General features: G+C 72.4%; 9 protein-coding genes. 1 reads left to right on the top strand and 8 read right to left on the bottom strand.

The features are described from left to right. Positions 1–146 precede the first annotated feature (146 nt). On the top strand, positions 147–1,208 hold the full coding sequence (locus ACRAKF_RS16435) for an LAETG motif-containing sortase-dependent surface protein (protein WP_447037926.1): 1,062 nt from the start codon (positions 147–149) through the stop codon (positions 1,206–1,208). Between the two features lie 128 nt (positions 1,209–1,336). Here ACRAKF_RS16435 and ACRAKF_RS16440 read toward each other — a convergent pair whose 3' ends face one another. The 8 genes from ACRAKF_RS16440 to ACRAKF_RS16475 form a co-directional block, all read right to left on the bottom strand. Further along, entirely contained in the window at positions 1,337–3,211 is a 1,875-nt protein-coding gene (locus tag ACRAKF_RS16440; RefSeq protein ID WP_447037927.1) for a GMC oxidoreductase, read from the bottom strand. Positions 3,212–3,272: 61 nt separating this feature from the next. Beyond that, a complete protein-coding gene (locus ACRAKF_RS16445) occupies positions 3,273–4,889 on the bottom strand; it encodes a succinic semialdehyde dehydrogenase (RefSeq protein WP_447037928.1) in 1,617 nt (538 codons plus the stop codon). A 145-nt stretch (positions 4,890–5,034) separates the two neighbouring features. Beyond that, entirely contained in the window at positions 5,035–6,672 is a 1,638-nt protein-coding gene (locus tag ACRAKF_RS16450; protein WP_447037929.1) for a serine/threonine-protein kinase, read from the bottom strand. Positions 6,673–6,771: 99 nt separating this feature from the next. After that, positions 6,772–8,382: a protein kinase domain-containing protein gene (locus tag ACRAKF_RS16455; RefSeq protein ID WP_447042017.1), complete on the bottom strand. Its 1,611-nt coding sequence runs from the start codon at positions 8,380–8,382 to the stop codon at positions 6,772–6,774. Positions 8,383–8,571: 189 nt separating this feature from the next. Continuing rightward, on the bottom strand, positions 8,572–10,170 hold the full coding sequence (locus ACRAKF_RS16460; RefSeq protein WP_447042019.1) for a serine/threonine-protein kinase: 1,599 nt from the start codon (positions 10,168–10,170) through the stop codon (positions 8,572–8,574). A 258-nt stretch (positions 10,171–10,428) separates the two neighbouring features. Next, on the bottom strand, positions 10,429–13,290 hold the full coding sequence (locus tag ACRAKF_RS16465; protein ID WP_447037931.1) for a protein kinase domain-containing protein: 2,862 nt from the start codon (positions 13,288–13,290) through the stop codon (positions 10,429–10,431). 174 nt (positions 13,291–13,464) lie between these two features. Then, the gene (locus ACRAKF_RS16470; protein WP_447037933.1) at positions 13,465–15,354 is read right to left on the bottom strand and encodes a protein kinase domain-containing protein; all 1,890 of its coding nucleotides are present in this window, start codon (positions 15,352–15,354) and stop codon (positions 13,465–13,467) included. A gap of 476 nt (positions 15,355–15,830) precedes the next feature. Further along, positions 15,831–17,540, bottom strand: coding sequence for a glycerol-3-phosphate dehydrogenase/oxidase (locus ACRAKF_RS16475; protein ID WP_447037934.1), 1,710 nt, complete (start codon positions 17,538–17,540; stop codon positions 15,831–15,833). Between the last annotated feature and the right edge of the window lie 49 nt (positions 17,541–17,589).

Raw genomic sequence — 17,589 nt, forward strand, 5'->3', positions numbered from 1 at the left:
AGGGACAACCATTCACAGCCATCGCAGGTCATGCATGCAGTAACTACGGCCACACCCGCGTCCACACCGCGGAGGCCTCCACCTCCGTGCTGCCGCCCAGGCAGTGCGCCGGACTTCCTGAGGTCTTCATGAAGCTTCGCCGTGCCATGGCAGCAGCAGCGGCCACGGCTGCTCTGGCCCCGATCGCGCTCCTCTCGGCTCCGGCCGCCTTCGCGACCGGGGACACCACCACGCAGACGCCGCTCGCGGCCGCCGAGACGCCTGACCCCTCGCAGTCCACGACGGACGATCCGGCCAAGAAGCCCACGGGGACGCCGGATCCCTCCAAGTCCACGACGGATGCCCCGCCCAAGACGAACGAGCCCTCCCAGACGCCCTCCCAGACGCCCAGCCAGACGCCCAGCAAGACGGGCGAGCCGACCAAGACGGGCAAGCCGACCACCGAACCCACGGCCACCGACGAGCCCACTGATGAGCCCACCGACGAGCCCACCGAGGAGCCGGTGGACTGCCCCGTCGACGACGACGGCGTGGACGCGGGCTCGGACCTCCGGATCAAGCTCACGGGCCTGCCGGGCAAGATCGTCGCGGGCAGCGGCTGGCACGCGTTCAAGCTGACCGCCGCCAACCCGACGAACAAGACGCTCGGCGAGGTGAACTGGATCGCCGCCGTGGACAAGTTCTCGGACAGCGACTCCGAGAAGGACTGGCTGAGCACCTACGCCGACCTCCAGTACTGGGACTCGGAGACCGATGCCTGGGCGTCGATCGACGGTGACCTGAACGGCGGCCTCGCCTTCGGTGTCACCCCCGAGCTCGGCCCCAAGGACAAGGCCACGGTCAAGCTGCGCCTCAACGTCAGCGCCAAGGCCCCGACCGGTGAGGGCTACGCGATCGGCCTCGGCGGCTACGTCGACAGCGAGGCGAACTGCGTGCACAACTCGTTCGCGTACTACCCGCTGACGATCCTCAAGCCCGGCACCCCCAACGAGAACCCGGGCAAGCCCACCCCGAAGCCCGACGTCAAGCCGTCGGACGTCAAGGTGCCCCAGGGCGGCGCCAAGGAGCTCCCCGTGACCGGCAGCCTCGCCGAGACCGGCTCCAGCTCGATGCTGCCGACCATCGGTCTCGTCGGCGGCGCCGCCGTCGCCGTCGGTGCGGGCGCGCTGTTCGTCGTCCGTCGCCGCAAGACCGACACCGCCGCGTAACAGCGGCCCACGATCACGCGGAAGGACCTGCGCTCGGAGGGGGGCGCAGGTCCTTACGTGTATCCGCAGGTCCTTCCGCGTATCCGAGGACCTGGACTATCCGAGGACGTGGACGCGGAGCCGGTCGGTTACTTCTTGGGCGGCACCGTCGGCATCCCCAGGAACGGCAGCTTCAGCGCGCCGAAGGCGTCCGCGGGGACGGCCGGGCTCTTCGGTTCGACCGCCGCGAGGCGCGCGTACCGCCGGCCCTGCGCGGGTCGCGGGTCCTCGGCGCCCTTGTTGGGCCAGAAGGACATGGCCCGCTCGGCCTGCGCGGTGATCGTCAGGGACGGGTTCACGCCGAGGTTCGCGGAGACCGCCGCCCCGTCGACCACCGAGATGCCGGGGTGGCCGTAGAGCCGGTGGTAGGGGTCGATGACGCCGGTGTCCGGCGAGTCGCCGATGGGGCAGCCGCCGAGGAAGTGGGCGGTCAGCGGGGTGCCCATGAGCTCGCCGATGTTCGATCCGGGGAAGCCGTTGATCTCCTCGGAGAGGATGGTGGCCGCGCGCGTGGCCTCGGGGATCTGGTCGGGGTTGGGCGCGCCGTGGCCCTGCCGCGCGGTCAGCAGGCCCTTGCCGAGGCCCTTCTCCTTGCGGTACGTGGTCAGGGAGTTGTCGAGCGACTGCATGACCAGCCCGATGATGGTCCGCTCCGACCACCGCCGGTTGGAGAGGGAGCGCGCCATCAGCCACGGGTGACGGGCCACGTTGCCGAGCCACCCGGCGACCCGCGCCTTGCCGCCCTTGAAGCTGTACGGGACCTGGAGCACCGTCAGGCTGCCCATCGCGTTGGACTTCTTGCCGTAGCGGACGGGCTCGATGTGCGTGGTGGCGTTCGGGTGGATCGACGACGTGATCGCCACGCCCTTGGTGAAGTCGGCCTTGGGCGCGCCGTGCCGCTTGCGGTAGCGGCGGTCGGTGGTCTGGGCGCCCACCAGGGCCTCGGAGTTGGTGCGCGTCAGCGTGCCGAGCCGTGGCGAGAGGCGGGGCAGCAGGCCGGTGTCCTTCATGCGGTGGAGCAGCGTCTGGGTGCCGTACGTACCGGCGGCGACGACGACCTCGCGGGCCTTGAACGTACGGCCCTTGCCCTTGCGCTTGTCGTTCGTGGGCAGCGTCGACACCGCGTACCCGCCCCGCGAGTCCTCGGTGACGGCGACGACCGACGTCATCGGGTGGATCACCGCGCCGGCCTTCTCCGCGAGGTAGAGGTAGTTCTCGTTGAGCGTGTTCTTCGCGCCGTGCCGGCAGCCGGTCATGCACTCGCCGCACTCGTTGCAGGCCTTGCGGGCGGGGCCCGCGCCGCCGAAGTACGGGTCGGGGACCTCTGCGCCCGGCCGCGCGGTCGAGGTGCCGTCCCCGTCCGCGCCGTCGCCGAAGAACACCCCTACCGGCGCCATGTGGAAGCTGTCGCCGACGCCCATCGCCTCGGCCGTGGCCTTGAGGTGGACGTCCGAGGGCGTCGTCGTCGGGTTGATGCGCACCCCGAGCATGCGCTTGGCCTGCTCGTAGTACGGGCCTAGCTCGGCCTGCCAGTCGGTGATGTCCTTCCACTGCGGGTCGTTGAAGAACGCGGCGGGCGGTACGTAGAGGGTGTTGGCGTAGTTCAGTGAGCCGCCGCCGACGCCCGCTCCGGCGAGGACCATGACGTTGCCGAGCAGATGGATGCGCTGGATGCCGAAGAGGCCGAGGGCCGGGGCCCAGAGGTAGTTCTTGAGGTCCCAGGAGTTCTTGGGCAGGGACTCGCGGGTGAAGCGGCGGCCCGCTTCGAGGACGCCGACGCGGTAGCCCTTCTCCGTCAGGCGCAGCGCGGACACGGCACCGCCGAAGCCGCTGCCCACGACGATGACGTCATAGTCGTAGCCGTCATCACCGTAGCCGTCGCCGTACGAAGCGCCGTCGCGCGACGCACCGTCGTACGAAGCGTCGTCGGCCGCCCGGTTCGGGACAGAGCTCTCCTGTGACATTGACTCTCCTCGTTGAGAACTGACGAAGACGTCAGGCTTCGGCCGGGGTCGGTCGTGGGCCCTAGCGCAGCCGCAGGGCCTTCATGACCTTCAGGCTGGTGCTCATGAACGCCGTGTACTTCTCGTCGTCCATGCCGAAGGAGGGCGCGAGCGGCATCAGCCGCTGATGGGCGACGGTCTGCGCCTCGGTGTACTTGAGGATGCCCTCGGAGCCGTGCCTGCGGCCGAGGCCCGAGTCCTTCATGCCGCCCATCGGGGACTGCACGCTGCCGTAGGCGGGGCCGTAGCCCTCGTTGACGTTGACCGTGCCGGTGCGCAGGCGGGCGGCGAGCTTGCGGCCCCGGCTGCCGTCCTTCGTCCACACCGAGGAGTTGAGCCCGTACGGCGTGGCGTTGGCGAGCTCGACCGCTTCGTTCTCGTCCGTGAAACGGTAGATGGAGACGACCGGGCCGAACGTCTCCTCGCCGCAGACCGCCATCGGCGCCTCTACGCCGTCCAGGATGGTCGGCTCGTAGAAGTAGGGGCCGATGTCCGGGCGCGCGACGCCGCCCGCGACGAGCGTGGCCCCCTTCGCGACGGCCTCCTCGACGTGCCGGACGACGGTCTCCAACTGCCGCTCGCCGACGAGCGAGCCCATGTCGGCGCCGTACGAGAGGGACGTGCCGAGCCGCATCGCCTTCGTGCGCTCCGCGAAGCGCGCCACGAACCGGTCGGCGACGGACTCGTGGACGTAGAGCCGCTCGATGGAGATGCAGAGCTGGCCCGCGGAGGAGAAGCAGGCGCGCACCGCGCCGGCCGCGGCCTTGCCCACGTCGGCGTCGTCGAGGACCAGCATGGCGTTCTTGCCGCCGAGCTCCAGCGATACGCCGACCAGGCGGGCGGCGGCGCCCTGCGCGACCTCGCGGCCCGTGCGCGTGGAGCCGGTGAACGAGACGTAGTCGGCGTGCCTGACGACCTCGGGGCCGATGACCGGGCCCTCGCCGAGCACGACCTGGAAGGCCTCGGCCGGCAGGCCTGCCTCGATGATCAGGTCACGGGCCCACAGGGCGGTGAGGCAGGTCTCCGTGTCGGGCTTCATCACGAGCGCGTTGCCCGCGACGAGGGCGGGGAGCGCGTCGCCGATGGACAGTTCGAGCGGGTAGTTCCACGGGGCTATCTGCCCGACCACGCCGCGCGGCTGGCGGTTCTCGGTGACCTTGGTCAGGACCGGGACGACGCCTGTGTGCCGCTTGGGGTTCAGGTACGAGGGGGCCTTGCGGCCGTAGTGCCGGGCGGCGACCGCGACGGCCTGGATCTCCTCGTGGGCGTGGAGGCGGGCCTTGCCGGTCTCCAGCTGGATCAGGTCGAGCACCTCGGCCTGGCGCTGGAGCACCAGGTCGTGGAAGCGGAGCAGGACGGCGGCGCGCTGCCTGACCGGGGTCCGCGCCCAGGCGATCTGGGCGGTGCGGGCCCGCTGGAACGCGGTGGCCACGTCGTCGGGGGTGGACTCGGGCAGGTCGGCCAGCTTCTCGCCGGTGAGCGGCGTGTGGTTGGCCGTACGCCCCGAGCCGATGACGTCACGTGTGAGCTGGGCGATCAGCTCGGGCGTGACCACGTCGGCGGCGGTGCGCGCGCCGTCAGGAGCCGGGGCGGTCGGGTTCGTACCGAGGGGCGCTGCGGTGGCCTGCGAGTCCGTCATGCTCGTGAGAGTAGGCCCACCCGAGCCTTTTGGGTACCCATCGGTAACGGGCTTCACGGGTCACTCACACGACGCCAGTAATTGCTGGCGACAAAGCCGCTGATCAGGCCGTTACCACCTCGCCGAGGCGGCCGCTCAGAGCTTCTCAGAGCTTGTCGAGCTCCAGATCGGCGACGGCGGTCTCCGCGACCTCACGGCCGCGCCCGGTGAAGTCGCCCTTGCCCGGGTAGCCGATCGTCAGCTTGTACATGTCGCCGGACTCCGTCTTGTAGTACAGGATCCGCAGCTCGCGCGGACGCGGGTTCAGGGAGTCGGTGGTGGAGTAGACGATCGTGTTCTCCGCGGCCTTGCGGCCCCGATACGTGGTCTCCTTGCCGTCGCTCACGGGCGCGGGGTCGGAGGCCATGTCGAGGCCGGAGCTGCCGGACTGCTTGAAGTCGGCGTTGTCGTCCCACATCTCGGCGTTGGCGGTCTCGGCGATCTCGCCGCTGGTGTCCTCGGACTTCTTCTCCAGGGCAAGGCTGATCCAGACGCTGCCGCTCGGATCGGTGTACTGGACCCAGTGGCTCTTCGGCTCCTTGTTGTCGTCCTCGGTCTTCTTGTACCCCTCCGGCACGGCGACGGTCGCCGCCAGCTCCTTCGACTCGTGCCGCTCCCAGCCCTCCGCGTCCGAGCCGCCGAAGGGGTTCAGCGCCACGAGCACGCCGGCCGCCACGGCCGCGAGGACCACACCGGCGACGACGGCCAGCGCCTTGCGGCCTAGGAAGATCCCCTTGCCGCGCTCCTGGTCGGCGCCGCCCACGACCGTGACGTGCTGTGTCGGCGGCGGCGGTTGCGGCGGCCTGACCGCCTCCTCCAGGAGCGCGCGGACCTGCGCGGCGTTCGGCCGCTGGACGGGGTCCTTGGCCAGGAGGCGGTTGATCGCCTCGGCGAGCGGGCCCGACGCGGACGCGGGCGCGGCGGGCGTCGCGTTCAGGACGGACTGGAGGGTCGCGGGGGTGTTGTTGCGGCGGAAGGGCGATACGCCCTCGGTCGCCGCGTACAGGACGACGCCGAGCGACCAGAGGTCGGACGCCGGTCCCGGGCGCTGGCCGAGCACCCGCTCCGGGGCGATGAACTCGGGCGAGCCGACGAAGCCGCCGGTGTCCGTCAGGTTGGTCTCGCCCTCGATCTGGGCGATACCGAAGTCGGTGAGGACGACGCGGTCGTGGTTGCCGAGCATCACGTTGTCCGGCTTCACGTCGCGGTGCAGGATGCCCGCCCGATGGGCGGCGTCCAGGGCGTTCAGGACGTCCAGGCCCACGCGCGCGGCGTCGCGGGCGCCCAGCGTGCCCTCCTGGAGCGCGGCGCCGAGCGAGCGGCCGTGCACCAGCTCCATGACGATCCAGGGCCGGCCGTCCTCGACCGCCACGTCATGGACGTTGACCACGGCCGGGTGGTCGAGGCGGGCCGCGGCGCGCGCCTCGCGGCGCATCCGCTCGAACGCGTTGGCGCGTTCACGCTCGGGCAGGTGGTCGGGGAGCCGCGGCTCCTTCACCGCGACCTCGCGGTCGACCGTCTCGTCCTTGGCGCGCCACACCGTGCCCATGCCGCCGTGCCCGAGCTTGGCGAGGAGCCGGTAGCGGCCCGCGATCAGCCGCCCGGCGCCGGAGTCGGCCGCGGCCTGCTGCTCCGGCACCACCTGGGTGGGTGGGGGCTCGTGCGGGGGCTGCTGTCGCGGCGGCTGAAGGCGGAAGGTCGTGGGGTCGTACGGGCCATGCGTGGATCCCCCGTCGTTACTCATGCACACATCACTACCGTGTGCGACACCTCGGTTTCCAGCCAAGCAGGACACTTGTGACCTGGGTGATGCACGGCCGGGCAACGACAAGGCTGCTGACGGCTACCGGCGTACGAACGTGTCGACAGCCGTGTCGAAGTACTTCCGCACCTGCTCCGACTCCTCCGCGGGCCCCGAGACCCACACGTCGTACATCTTGCCGCCCTCCCGCCAGCACAGGTCGTACGTCTGCCGCTCGCCGCCCGCCTTGCCGGGGTCGTCCCAGATGAACTCCCAGAGCGCCGCGGGGCGGCCGTTGCGGGTGGTCTCGGTGACCTCTCCGTTGCGGTAGCCGGGGTTGATGCGCGGCCCCTCGTCGTCGGCGCGGCGCTGGGCGGCGAGCGGACCGCCCGGCTCCGGGTCGGCCTCCTTGATGCCGACGCGGTAGGTGCCGCTCGGCGAGGCGTAGAAGATCCGGACCCCGTCGCTCTGGCGCACGAAGCCGCGGGGCACCGCGATCGTGAAACCCGCGGGGTCCTCGGCCAGGCGGTAGCCGTCGGGCGCCTGCGGGGTGGAGGCGCCGGACGAGGGCGTCTCCTTGGTGACGGTGACCGTGGGGCTCGGGCTCGGGCTCGCGGTGCCGTCGGGGGGCGAGGGCGACGCCGTGCTGGCCGGTTTGCCGTCGTCACCGTCCCTGCCGAGCAGCAGGGCGGTGGCCGAGACCGCGCCCCCGGTCACGGCCGCCACCACCGCGGCCGTGATCAGCACCGCCCGTCTCTGGCGCCCCCGAGGGCCCAGGGCACGGCCGCGCCTCGGCAGCAGCGCGCGGCGCGCATCCGCCAGGCGGCCACGTCCGGCGCCTTCACGGCCCGCTCCCCTCCCGCCGTGCGGCAGCGCGGACATGCGCCCCGTGTCGACGTACTCCTGGAGCAGCCGCTCCGCCCCCGCCGCGTCCAGGCGCCGCCTCGGGTCCCGTTCCAGGAGGCCGGTGACGACCGGGAGGAGCGGTGCCGCGCGCTCCGGCGGCCGGATGTCCTCGTATATGACGGCGTGCAGGACACCGCCGATCGAGTCCCTGCGGAAGGGCGACTCGCCCGCGAGCGCGGTGACGAGCAGCGCGCCGAGCGACCAGAGGTCGGAGGCGGGCCCGGTCCGCTCCCCCGCGATGCGCTCGGGCGCGGTGTACTCCGGCGAGCCGACGAACGACCCCACTTCCGTGAGCGTCGTCGCCCCGCTGACCTGCGCGATCCCGAAGTCCGTGAGCACGACACGGCCGCCTGCCCGCTCCACGAGCACGTTGGCGGGCTTCAGGTCGCGGTGCAGGATGCCCGCCTCGTGGGCGGTGCTCAGGGCGCCGAGCAGGTCGATGCCCATGCGGGCGACGGCCTGCGCGTCGAGCGGCCCGGTCCGGCCGATCTGCCGGGCCAGCGATCCGCCCTCGATCAACTCCATGACGATGTAGGGCTGCTCGCCGTGCTCGACGACGTCGTGGACGACGACGATGTGCGGGTGCCGCAACTGGGCGACCGCGCGGGCCTCCCGCAGGGTGCGCTCACGCTGCTGCGCGGCCTCGGTGTCCGAGAGCGTCTCGTCCCTGTCCAGCTCCTTGACGGCGACCTGACGGCCGAGCAGCAGGTCCGTGGCGCGCCACACCGTGCCCATGCCGCCCCGGCCGAGCCGCGCGTCCAGACGGTACCGGCCCGCGATCACGCGGGCGTTGCCGTCGCCCCCCATGGAGTCGGCGCCCTCGCCGCCGGCTCTGCCCGCGCCGGCGCCGGCCGCGCCGGCGTGGTCTCCCAGGCTCCCCATGCGGCCATCATGCCCCACACGTGTACGAACGAAATGGGTCTCGCCGCGGGGCGGCTGGTTCCGGCCGCAGCCACCGGGCGCCCCTCTGGTACGCCGGGGCACTCGCGGCCCGGGTCAGCCCTCCCGCCAGCCCCGGAGCATCGAGTCGAACTGCTGCCGGGTCTTGTCCCAGCCCTTGGCGGGGGCCGAGAGGTAGATGGCGTACTCGACGCCGTCACGGCTCACATAGGTCTGCGAGATGGCCCGCCGGGGCCCCGCGGTGGTGTCGTTCGCCCCCGCCGTCCAGCTGAAGTCCCAGAGCGCGCCCCGCTGGTCGCGGAACATGTTGGAGTCCAGATGCAGCCGCCGGTAGTCCGTGAGCTTCCGCAGGTTCTTCTCCAGGCTCAACTGGTGCGCGTACGGGGACTCGAACTGCGGGTTCTTGTCGACACCGATCCGCAGGAAGCGCCGTCCGTCGTCCGGCGTGTAGTCCACCTGGGAACCGTTCACCTGGCGCTGCCACCCCTTGGGCAGCATGAGGCTGAAGCCGTCGGGGTCGTGCACGCGCACCCAGTCGGCGGGTATGCCGCGCATGGACTCCCCCGCGTCCTCGCCGGAGCTCTGCGACTGGCCCCCTTCGTCCCCGGTGAGCTGGAGGAAGCCGAGGACTCCCGCGCCGCCGAGCAGGGCGGCCGCGACCACGAGGGCCGCGACGGCGAACCCGCGGCGGCGCGGCTTCGCCGGAGCCGGCACGAAGCCCTGGCCGCGGGTGTCGTGCACGTCGTGGCCTCCGCGGCCCCCCTGGCCCCCCTGGACCGCCGTGGGGGCCCCGGTGGAGTGCGGGGCCATCGAGCCGTGCGGGGGCGTCGAGCCGTGCGGGGCCACCGAGCCGTACGGGGTGGTCTGGCCGTACGGGGTGACCGGATGCCGATGGCTGGTGTGCGCCTGCGTCGGCACGTACGCCTGCGCCGAATGCGGCCGCCGTCCCTCCGCCGCCTCGGCCAGCATCGACTCGGCCTCCTCGGCGGTCGGCCTGGCCGCCGGGTCCTTGCGCAGGAGCGCCTCGATGATCGGGGCCAGGACACCCGCGTGCTCGGACGGCGGCGGCTCCTCGGTGACCACGGCCTGCATGGTGCCGAGCGGCGACGTGCGCCGGAACGGCGACGTCCCCTCGACCGCCGTGTACAGCGTGGCCCCGAGCGCCCACAGGTCGGACGCGGGCCCCGGGTTGGCGCCGCTCACCCGCTCGGGCGCCAGGTAGTCGACCGAACCCACGACCTCACCGGTGCGGGTGATCGTCGAGTCGCCCTCGATCGCGGCGATGCCGAAGTCGGTGAGCAGTATCCGGCGGTCGTCGGCGAGCAGTACGTTGCCGGGCTTCACGTCGCGGTGCAGCACCCCGGCGGCGTGCGCGGCCCGCAGCGCCCTCAGCGTCCACAGGCCGATACGGGCGGCCTCGACCGGTTCGACGCGGCCCTGGTCCTTGACGGCGTCCGCCAGCGAACAGCCCTCGACCAGCTCCATGACGATCCACGGCCGGTCGTCGTACTGGATGACGTCGTGGACGGTGACGACGGCGGGGTGGTTGATCCGGGCGGCGGCCCGCGCCTCCGTCTGGGTGCGCGCGAAAAGGACCGCGCGGTCGGCCTCCTGCACGAACTGCGCGGCCGTCAGTTCCTTGACGGCGACGGTCCGGTGCAGCACCTCGTCCTGCGCGCGCCACACCCGTCCCATGCCACCGCGGCCGATGGACTCACCGAGTCGGTAGCGGCCCGCGAGGAGCAGGCCCTGGCTCTGATTCACGTTCCCCCGCAATGGTCTTGACAGGCCCAGGTTAAGGAGCGGGGCGCGTGCAGGGAACCGCAGGGGGGTTACGTAGACCTCAATGTGACGCTTGCCGGTCATGTCCGGGCGGGTCTTGACGGGGCCGTACGGCCTGCCGCGGTGGACTCGGACAGGCCCGTCCGGCCTGCCGCGGTGGTGTTCTGAGGGTCAGTCGGCGACCTGGTAGGTGGCCGAGGCCTGCTCGTAGAGCCGCGTCACCTCGTCCCGCTCCGCCTCCGGCCCCCGCACCTGCACCACGTGGTACCTGCCGTCGACGACCATCGCGAGATTGCGTACGTAGATCTCGCGACCCGCGTCGTCCTGCCACGTGAACTGGCCCTCGGCCATGGCCCGGCCGCCGACGTCCACGCGCCGCATGCCGCTGGAGGTGGCCCAGGAGGAGTCGCGGAACGGCTGTAGTTCGCGCTCGTGCTCGCGCTGGTACTTCATGGGGTCGCGGCCGTAGCCGTCGGTCGTGTCGCGTCCCGGCACCACGAGGAGTTCGAAGTCGGCGTGGGTGTAACGGATCTGGCCCCGGCCGTTCTTGGCCTGCCGGTCCCAGCCGCTCGCGACGGCCACGCGGAACCCTTCGGTGTCCTTGCGGAGTGTGAACCCCTGCGGCAGCTCGGGCCCGGTGGTCTGCGGCTTCTGCGACCCGGAATTCTTGCCGGACGTGTCTTCGTCCCGGCCCTCGCGCTTGCCCTTGCCCGTGTCCTCGTGGCTGGGGTCCGGGCTCGGCGGGGCCGACGAACTGGCCTCGCCCGCGGAGCCGACCCGGTCGCCCGAGCCTCCCTCGTCGTTCTCGGGCATGAACAGCATGGCGTACGCGATCGCCGCGACCAGGCCGATCAGGATGGCGATCAGCAGCAGCCGCCCCAGCGAACGCGGGCCCGACGGGCCGCGCTCCCGTGACGTGGGGGCGGCTTCACGCGCGGGCGGGGCCTCGTGGGGGCGCGGGGCCCCGCGCAGCTTCCGCGACTCGCGCGGCGGCTTGGGCGCCCGCACGGCCTTGCCCCGGCCGCGCTTGTGCCGCCCGTGCCCGCCGGTGGTGGCGGGAGCGGACGCGCGGCGCTTGCGCACGACCTCGCCACGGCGGCGTACGACGGGCAGCCGTCCGGCGTCGTACGGCGGCACCGGCACGACGTGCGCCCCGGCCTCCGGCTCCGGCGCGGACCGCACGAGCGAGCGGAGCCAGCCGCTGACCTCCTCGAAGTCGAGGCGTTCCGTGGGGTCCTGACGCAGCAGTGACTCCACCACGGGCCGCAGCGGCCCGCACTCCTCGGCGAAGGCGGGCGGCTCGGCGCACACCATCTGCACCAGCTCGGCGGTGCTGTCCTCGGGGTAGGGCGCGTGTCCCTGCACGGCCCGGAAGAGGAGGGCGCCCAGGGCCCACAGGTCGGTGGCCGGTCCTATCGGCGCGGCGAGCTGCCAGTTCTCGTGCACGGGGCCCGCCTGCTCGGGCGCCCACCGCTCGGTGACGGCCCCGACAACCACCATGCGCGCATGCCGGGCCCGCTCGGCGTCCAAAGCAGTACCTGGCCCACGCCGCGCCTCACCATCGTCTCCCCACGCACCGGAGTCACCGGTGGGGGCGGGGACGGGCTGGACCTCGCCGGGGGGCTCCGGGGCCTGCGTGGTGCCGGCCTCGCGGGGGCTTCGGGCGTCGTGCCCGCTCCGCGGGGCGAACGGGCCGCGGGCCTCGCCGGGGCTTCGGGGGGTGTCCGGGGCGCCGGCCTCGCGCAGGCCACGGCTCTCACCGGCGCCCTGCGGGGCGAACGGGCCGCCGCCCTCGCGAGGGCCTCGCGGGGCGTACGGGCCCTCGGCCTCGCGGCCTGCCCGCGGTGTGGGGGCCTGCGGGGCGCTGCCGCGAGGCACCGCGCCGTGCCACGGCTTCGTCTCGGCCACTCCGTACGGGTCCGTGATGCGTCCGGGCGGCCCCGGGTCCGTGTCGTGCCCGGCGGGGTCGGAGGGGTCGGAGGGGTCGGCCGACCGGACCTGCCCGGCCTCACCGCGGCCACTCCGCGGCTGCGGCCCCCCGGCTCCGCCGGTCTCCTGGTCGCCGACGCGCGCCGCGGCCCGCGTGCCCGCCCGGTACGCCGCGATGGCCGCCCCCGCACGGGCGGTCCGCGCCTCGCCCCACGCCGCCCCAGCGGTGTCCGCCGCCTCGGCGGCCCGCCGCACCGCGACCTCCGTGGTCTCCGTGGTCCTCGCGAATCCCGCCTCCGGGGCGGGCTCCAGCGGCTCTTCCCCCGACTCGTACTCGGTGGCACCGTCCAGGCCCGGCTCGAAGGCCCCTTCGTACGCCGACACGTTCCCTACCGAGCCCGCGGAGCCGGCCGCCTCCCCGGCCTCCACCGGCCGCGGGTCGTACCCGCACAGGGCCTCCTCGGCCGCCCCGGCCGCCAGGCCCGTCAGCATCACGCGGCCGTCGTCGCAGATCAGCACCGTACGCGTGGTGATGTTCCGGTGCACCCAGCCGTGCGCGTGCAGCACGCGCAGCGCCGCGAGGACGTCCGCGGCGACCTCGGCCGCCCGGTACGGGCTCAGGGGCCGGTCCGCGAGGAGCGCGGCCAGCGGCCTCGCCGCCACCAGTTCGCTCACTATCCACAGCGACCCGTCCTCGGCGAACACGTCGAAGACCTGGTCGAGCCGCGGATGATCAGGTATCTGCGCGGCCGTCTGCGCCGCCTCCATGGCGCGCCGCACCGCGGGATCCGTGGGCCTGCGCGTCGTCCGCGCCGAGGCCCGCCGCATGCCGCCACCGGCTCCCGCTCCGGCCCGGGGCGCGAATCCCTCGGGCAGATCGTCCTCGCCGAGGACCTCCGCCTCGACGACCTCGGGCAACGGAACCTGCCTGACCAGCACTTCCTGCCCGCTGTACGTGTCAAAGGCCCGCGACTCGGCCAGTTCGTACTCATCCGTGGGCGGTAACGGCAGGCGGTAGCGGTCGGCGAGCACCCGACCCGCGTAGTCCTCCACGATGCCTTCCCCGTCCGCCCGGTGGTCAATTCCGTTCGTCTTACGGCTCATTGCGGCTGCGCAGGGTCCGCAAGCACTCACGATACGTGCCCTACCCGCACCGCAATGAGGGGATACGAGATCTCGGCGCCCAAATCTCAGGCCCAAGCTTGCGTCCCGGCCCTGCCCGACCCGGCCTGACCCGGCCCGGGACCATGGCCGGCCCGGGACCATGGCCGGTCCGGCTCAGGACTTCGGCTGGAATGTCCGGGTAAAGGTCTTCCACGCGGAACGCCGCTGGTCACTGCCCCAGTCGTCGGCCTTGGCCGTGTACATCAGTCCGTAGCCCAGGCCGCCGTTGACGACGAAGCCGCGGTCCACCGACCGGTACTTGGTCCCGCCGTCCACATAGGTGAACTCCCAGTCAGCGGTGTTCCAGCCGCGGAAATCCACCTTCTCGATGCGGATCCGGTGATACTGCGACCGGACCATGTAGTTCTCCTGGTTCTTCCAGTCGCTCACCGGGTTGTCCTTGGGCGTGGTCGTCCACCCGATGAGCAGCTTCTGCCCGTCGGGACCGCTGAACCGCGCGCCCGCGCGGCCCGTGGACTGGAACTTCCACCCCTTCGGCAGCCCGATCTTGAAGCCCTGGTCGTGCTTGTACGTCGACTCCGCGCCGTCCGCGGGCTTGTCGCCGTCGTCCTTGCCCGGGTCATGCCCCTGGCCCTCGTCCTCGTCCTTGCCCTGGTCCTTGTTCTTGTCCTCGCCCTGGGCCTGGTCCTTGCCGCCGCCCGAACCAGTGGCCTTGTCCGAGTCCTTCTCGTCGTCGCTCTTGTCGTTCCCGGCACTGGCCCCGCTGGACGCGGCCTTGTCGCTGCCCTTGTTGTCGTTGCCGGAGCCGCTGTCATCGCCGCCGGAGAGCGCGAAGGCGAGGACCGTGCCGAGCACCGCGAGCACGGCCACCACGGTGACTATCACCAGCGTCCGCCGCGGCACCACATCGGTGAGCGACGCCTTGGGCGGCACCCTCGGCGAAGCTCCGGGCCGCGGCGGAACGGCGGCGGCCCCGAGCGTGCTCCCGGCACCCGTACCGCCCGCACCATGGCCGGCCCCGCTGCCGGACCTGCCGGCCGCACCGGTGGCGGCAGCGGCGACCGCCTTCTTCTCGGACTTGGACTGACCGCCCTGCTTCGACGGCTTGGCCGGCTTGGCCTGCCTCTTCGGGACCGGCGGCAGCGGCACCGCCTTCGTGGCCTCGACCGGCTCCGGCACCGCCTTGGTCTCCGGCGCGTGGATGACGTCCCGCAGGAGCGCACGCGCCCCCACGTCGTCGAGCCGCTGCTCGGGGTCCTTGACGAGGAGGCCGTAGATGACCTTCTCCAAGGGCCCGGCGTTCGTGGGCTGTTCCACGTCCTCGGTCATCACCGCGGTGAGGGTCGCGATGGCGGAACCCTTGTCGTAGGGCGGCACGCCCTCCACCGCCGCGTACAGCAGGCCGCCCAGTGACCAGAGGTCGGCCGCCGGGCCCGGCTTGTGACCGCGGGCGCGCTCGGGCGAGATGTACGAGGGCGCGCCGACGAGCATGCCCGTGGACGTGATCGACGGGTCGCCCTCGACCTGCGCGATGCCGAAGTCCGTGAGGACCACCCGGCCGTCCTCGGCGATCAGCACGTTCGACGGCTTCACGTCGCGGTGCAGGATGCCCTCGCGGTGCGCGGACCGCAGCACGTCGAGCACGGCGAGACCGACCTCGGCCGCCCGCCTCGGCGTGAGCACTCCGTCCTCGCGGATGACCTCGGCGAGGGACTTGCCCTCCACCAGCTCCATCACGATCCACGGCCGGTCGTCCTCGTCGACGACGTCGTAGACCGTCACGGCGCTGGTGTTGCGGATGCGCGCGATCGCCTTCGCCTCACGCAACGTACGCGTGATGAGCCGCCGCTTCTCCTCCTCGTCGATGCTGGAGGGGAACCGCAGTTCCTTCACCGCGACCGTACGGCCCAGCGTCTCGTCCTTGGCGCGCCACACCGTGCCCATGCCGCCGCGGCCGAGCACCTCTCCCAGCCGGTACCGGCCGGCGAGGAGACGTTCGCTCTTGTCCCGACGGGCCTCACCCGTCTGCTCCGCGTCCGACATGCGTCCCCTCTGCTGCTACCGCTGCTACCCGCGCAACCCGCCCTGACAGAGCCTTCATTGTCCCCTACTCGGGGACCGCCCGGCGCCCAGGGTCCACCGACCCCCATGAGGGACCGTGCGCGGGGCGGGACCAACGCGCCAACAGCGGGCTGCCGGCGGCCGATCCTCCTCGCGGCGGACCTGATCGGTCTGCCCGCCGGGCACCCGGAACCCGCGGCGCCGGCCACGGAGGCCACTCTTCCGCCGCTCATCGGCCGAGGCAAGGCCCAGGCCGCGGCCCTGCGCCCAACAGCCCTCACAGCAAGCCCGGTAGACCCTTGCGGCCGAGGTCGCCACGCCCGAAGCCGTGGCCTCCCCGGTCGCTCGCGTCAGCCGACGCCTCGTCATATACCGTGCCCAATACGGACAAGCGGTCCCACCTCGGTCGCAACAGCCACGTCCGCCGCATCCAGGCCGCGTCAGCCGCGTCCGCCGCGTCAGCCGAGGGGCACGATGTCCGGCGCCCCCAGCCTCGCCGCGTCCGCCGTCAGGTCGTCGGGCTGGCGCTGCGACTCCCGCTCGGCCTCCACCCGCTTCTCGTAGTGCTGGACCTCCCGCTCGATCTGGTCCTTGTCCCAGCCGAGGACGGGAGCCATCAGCTCGGCGCACTCCCGGGCGCTGCGCGTGCCCCGGTCGAACGTCTCGATGGAGATGCGTGTCCGGCGTGTCAGCACGTCGTCCAGGTGCCGGGCGCCCTCGTGGGAGGCGGCATAGACCACCTCGGCCCGCAGATAGTCGTCCGCCGCCTGGAGCGGCGCGCCCAGGGCGGGGTCCGCGGTGACCAGTTCCAGCACTTCCTCGGCCAGTGCGCCGTACCGGTTCAACAGGTGTTCCACGCGCACCACATGAAGGCCCGTCCGGACCGCGATCCTCGCCCGTGCGTTCCACAGCGCCCGGTATCCCTCGGCGCCCACCAGGGGGATGTCCTCCGTGACGCAGTCGGCGACGCGCTGGTCGAGGCCGTGCACGGCCTCGTCGACGGCGTCCTTGGCCATCACGCGGTACGTCGTGTATTTGCCGCCCGCGATGACCACCAGGCCGGGCGCGGGGTGGGCGACCGTGTGCTCCCTGGAGAGCTTGCTCGTGGCGTCCGACTCCCCGGCGAGCAGGGGCCTCAGTCCCGCGTACACCCCCTGGACGTCGTCGCGGGAGAGCGGCCTCGCGAGCACCGAGTTCACGTGCTCCAGGAGATAGTCGATGTCGGCGCTGGACGCGGCCGGGTGCGCCTTGTCGAGGTCCCAGTCGGTGTCGGTCGTGCCCACGATCCAGTGCCGGCCCCACGGGATGACGAAGAGGACGCTCTTCTCGGTCCGCAGGATCAGGCCCGTCGTGGAGTTGATCCGGTCCTTCGGTACGACCAGATGGATGCCCTTGGACGCCCGCACGTGGAACTGGCCACGCTCGCCGACCATCGCCTGGGTGTCGTCCGTCCACACGCCGGTGGCGTTCACCACCTGCTTGGCGCGGACCTCGTACTCCCCGCCGCCTTCGACGTCCTGCACCCGGGCGCCGACCACGCGCTCGCCCTCGCGCAGGAAGCCGGTGACCTTGGCGCGGTTGGCGGCCTTCGCGCCATACGCCGCCGCGGTGCGCACCAGGGTGGCCACATAGCGGGCGTCGTCCATCTGCGCGTCGTAGTACTGCATCGCGCCGACCAGGGCGTCCTTCTTCAGGCACGGGGCCACGCGCAGGGCGTGGCGCCGCGTCAGATGGCGGTGCACGGGCAGACCGCGGCCGTGTCCGCGTGACATCGACATGGCGTCGTAGAGCGCGACGCCCGATCCGGCGTACAACCGCTCCCAGCCCTTGTGCTGCAAGGGGTAGAGGAACGGAACGGGCTTCACCAGATGCGGGGCGAGCCGCTCCAGGAGCAGCCCGCGCTCCTTCAGGGCCTCGCGCACCAGCGCGAAGTCGAGCATCTCCAGATAGCGCAGCCCGCCGTGGATCAGCTTGCTCGATCTGCTGGATGTGCCCGAAGCCCAGTCCCTGGACTCGACCAGTCCGGTGGACAGGCCGCGGGTCACGGCGTCCAGCGCCGTGCCGGCACCGACCACGCCTGCGCCTACTACCAGGATGTCCAGCTCCCGGTCGGCCATCGCCGCCAGTGACTCGGCACGCTCCGCCGGTCCCAGTGTCGCTGTCCTCACCGCTGCCTCCCGCATGGATCGGGTGTGGTCCGACTCACATCATGCCCAG

Source organism: Streptomyces sp. DSM 118878 (genome assembly GCF_052936595.1).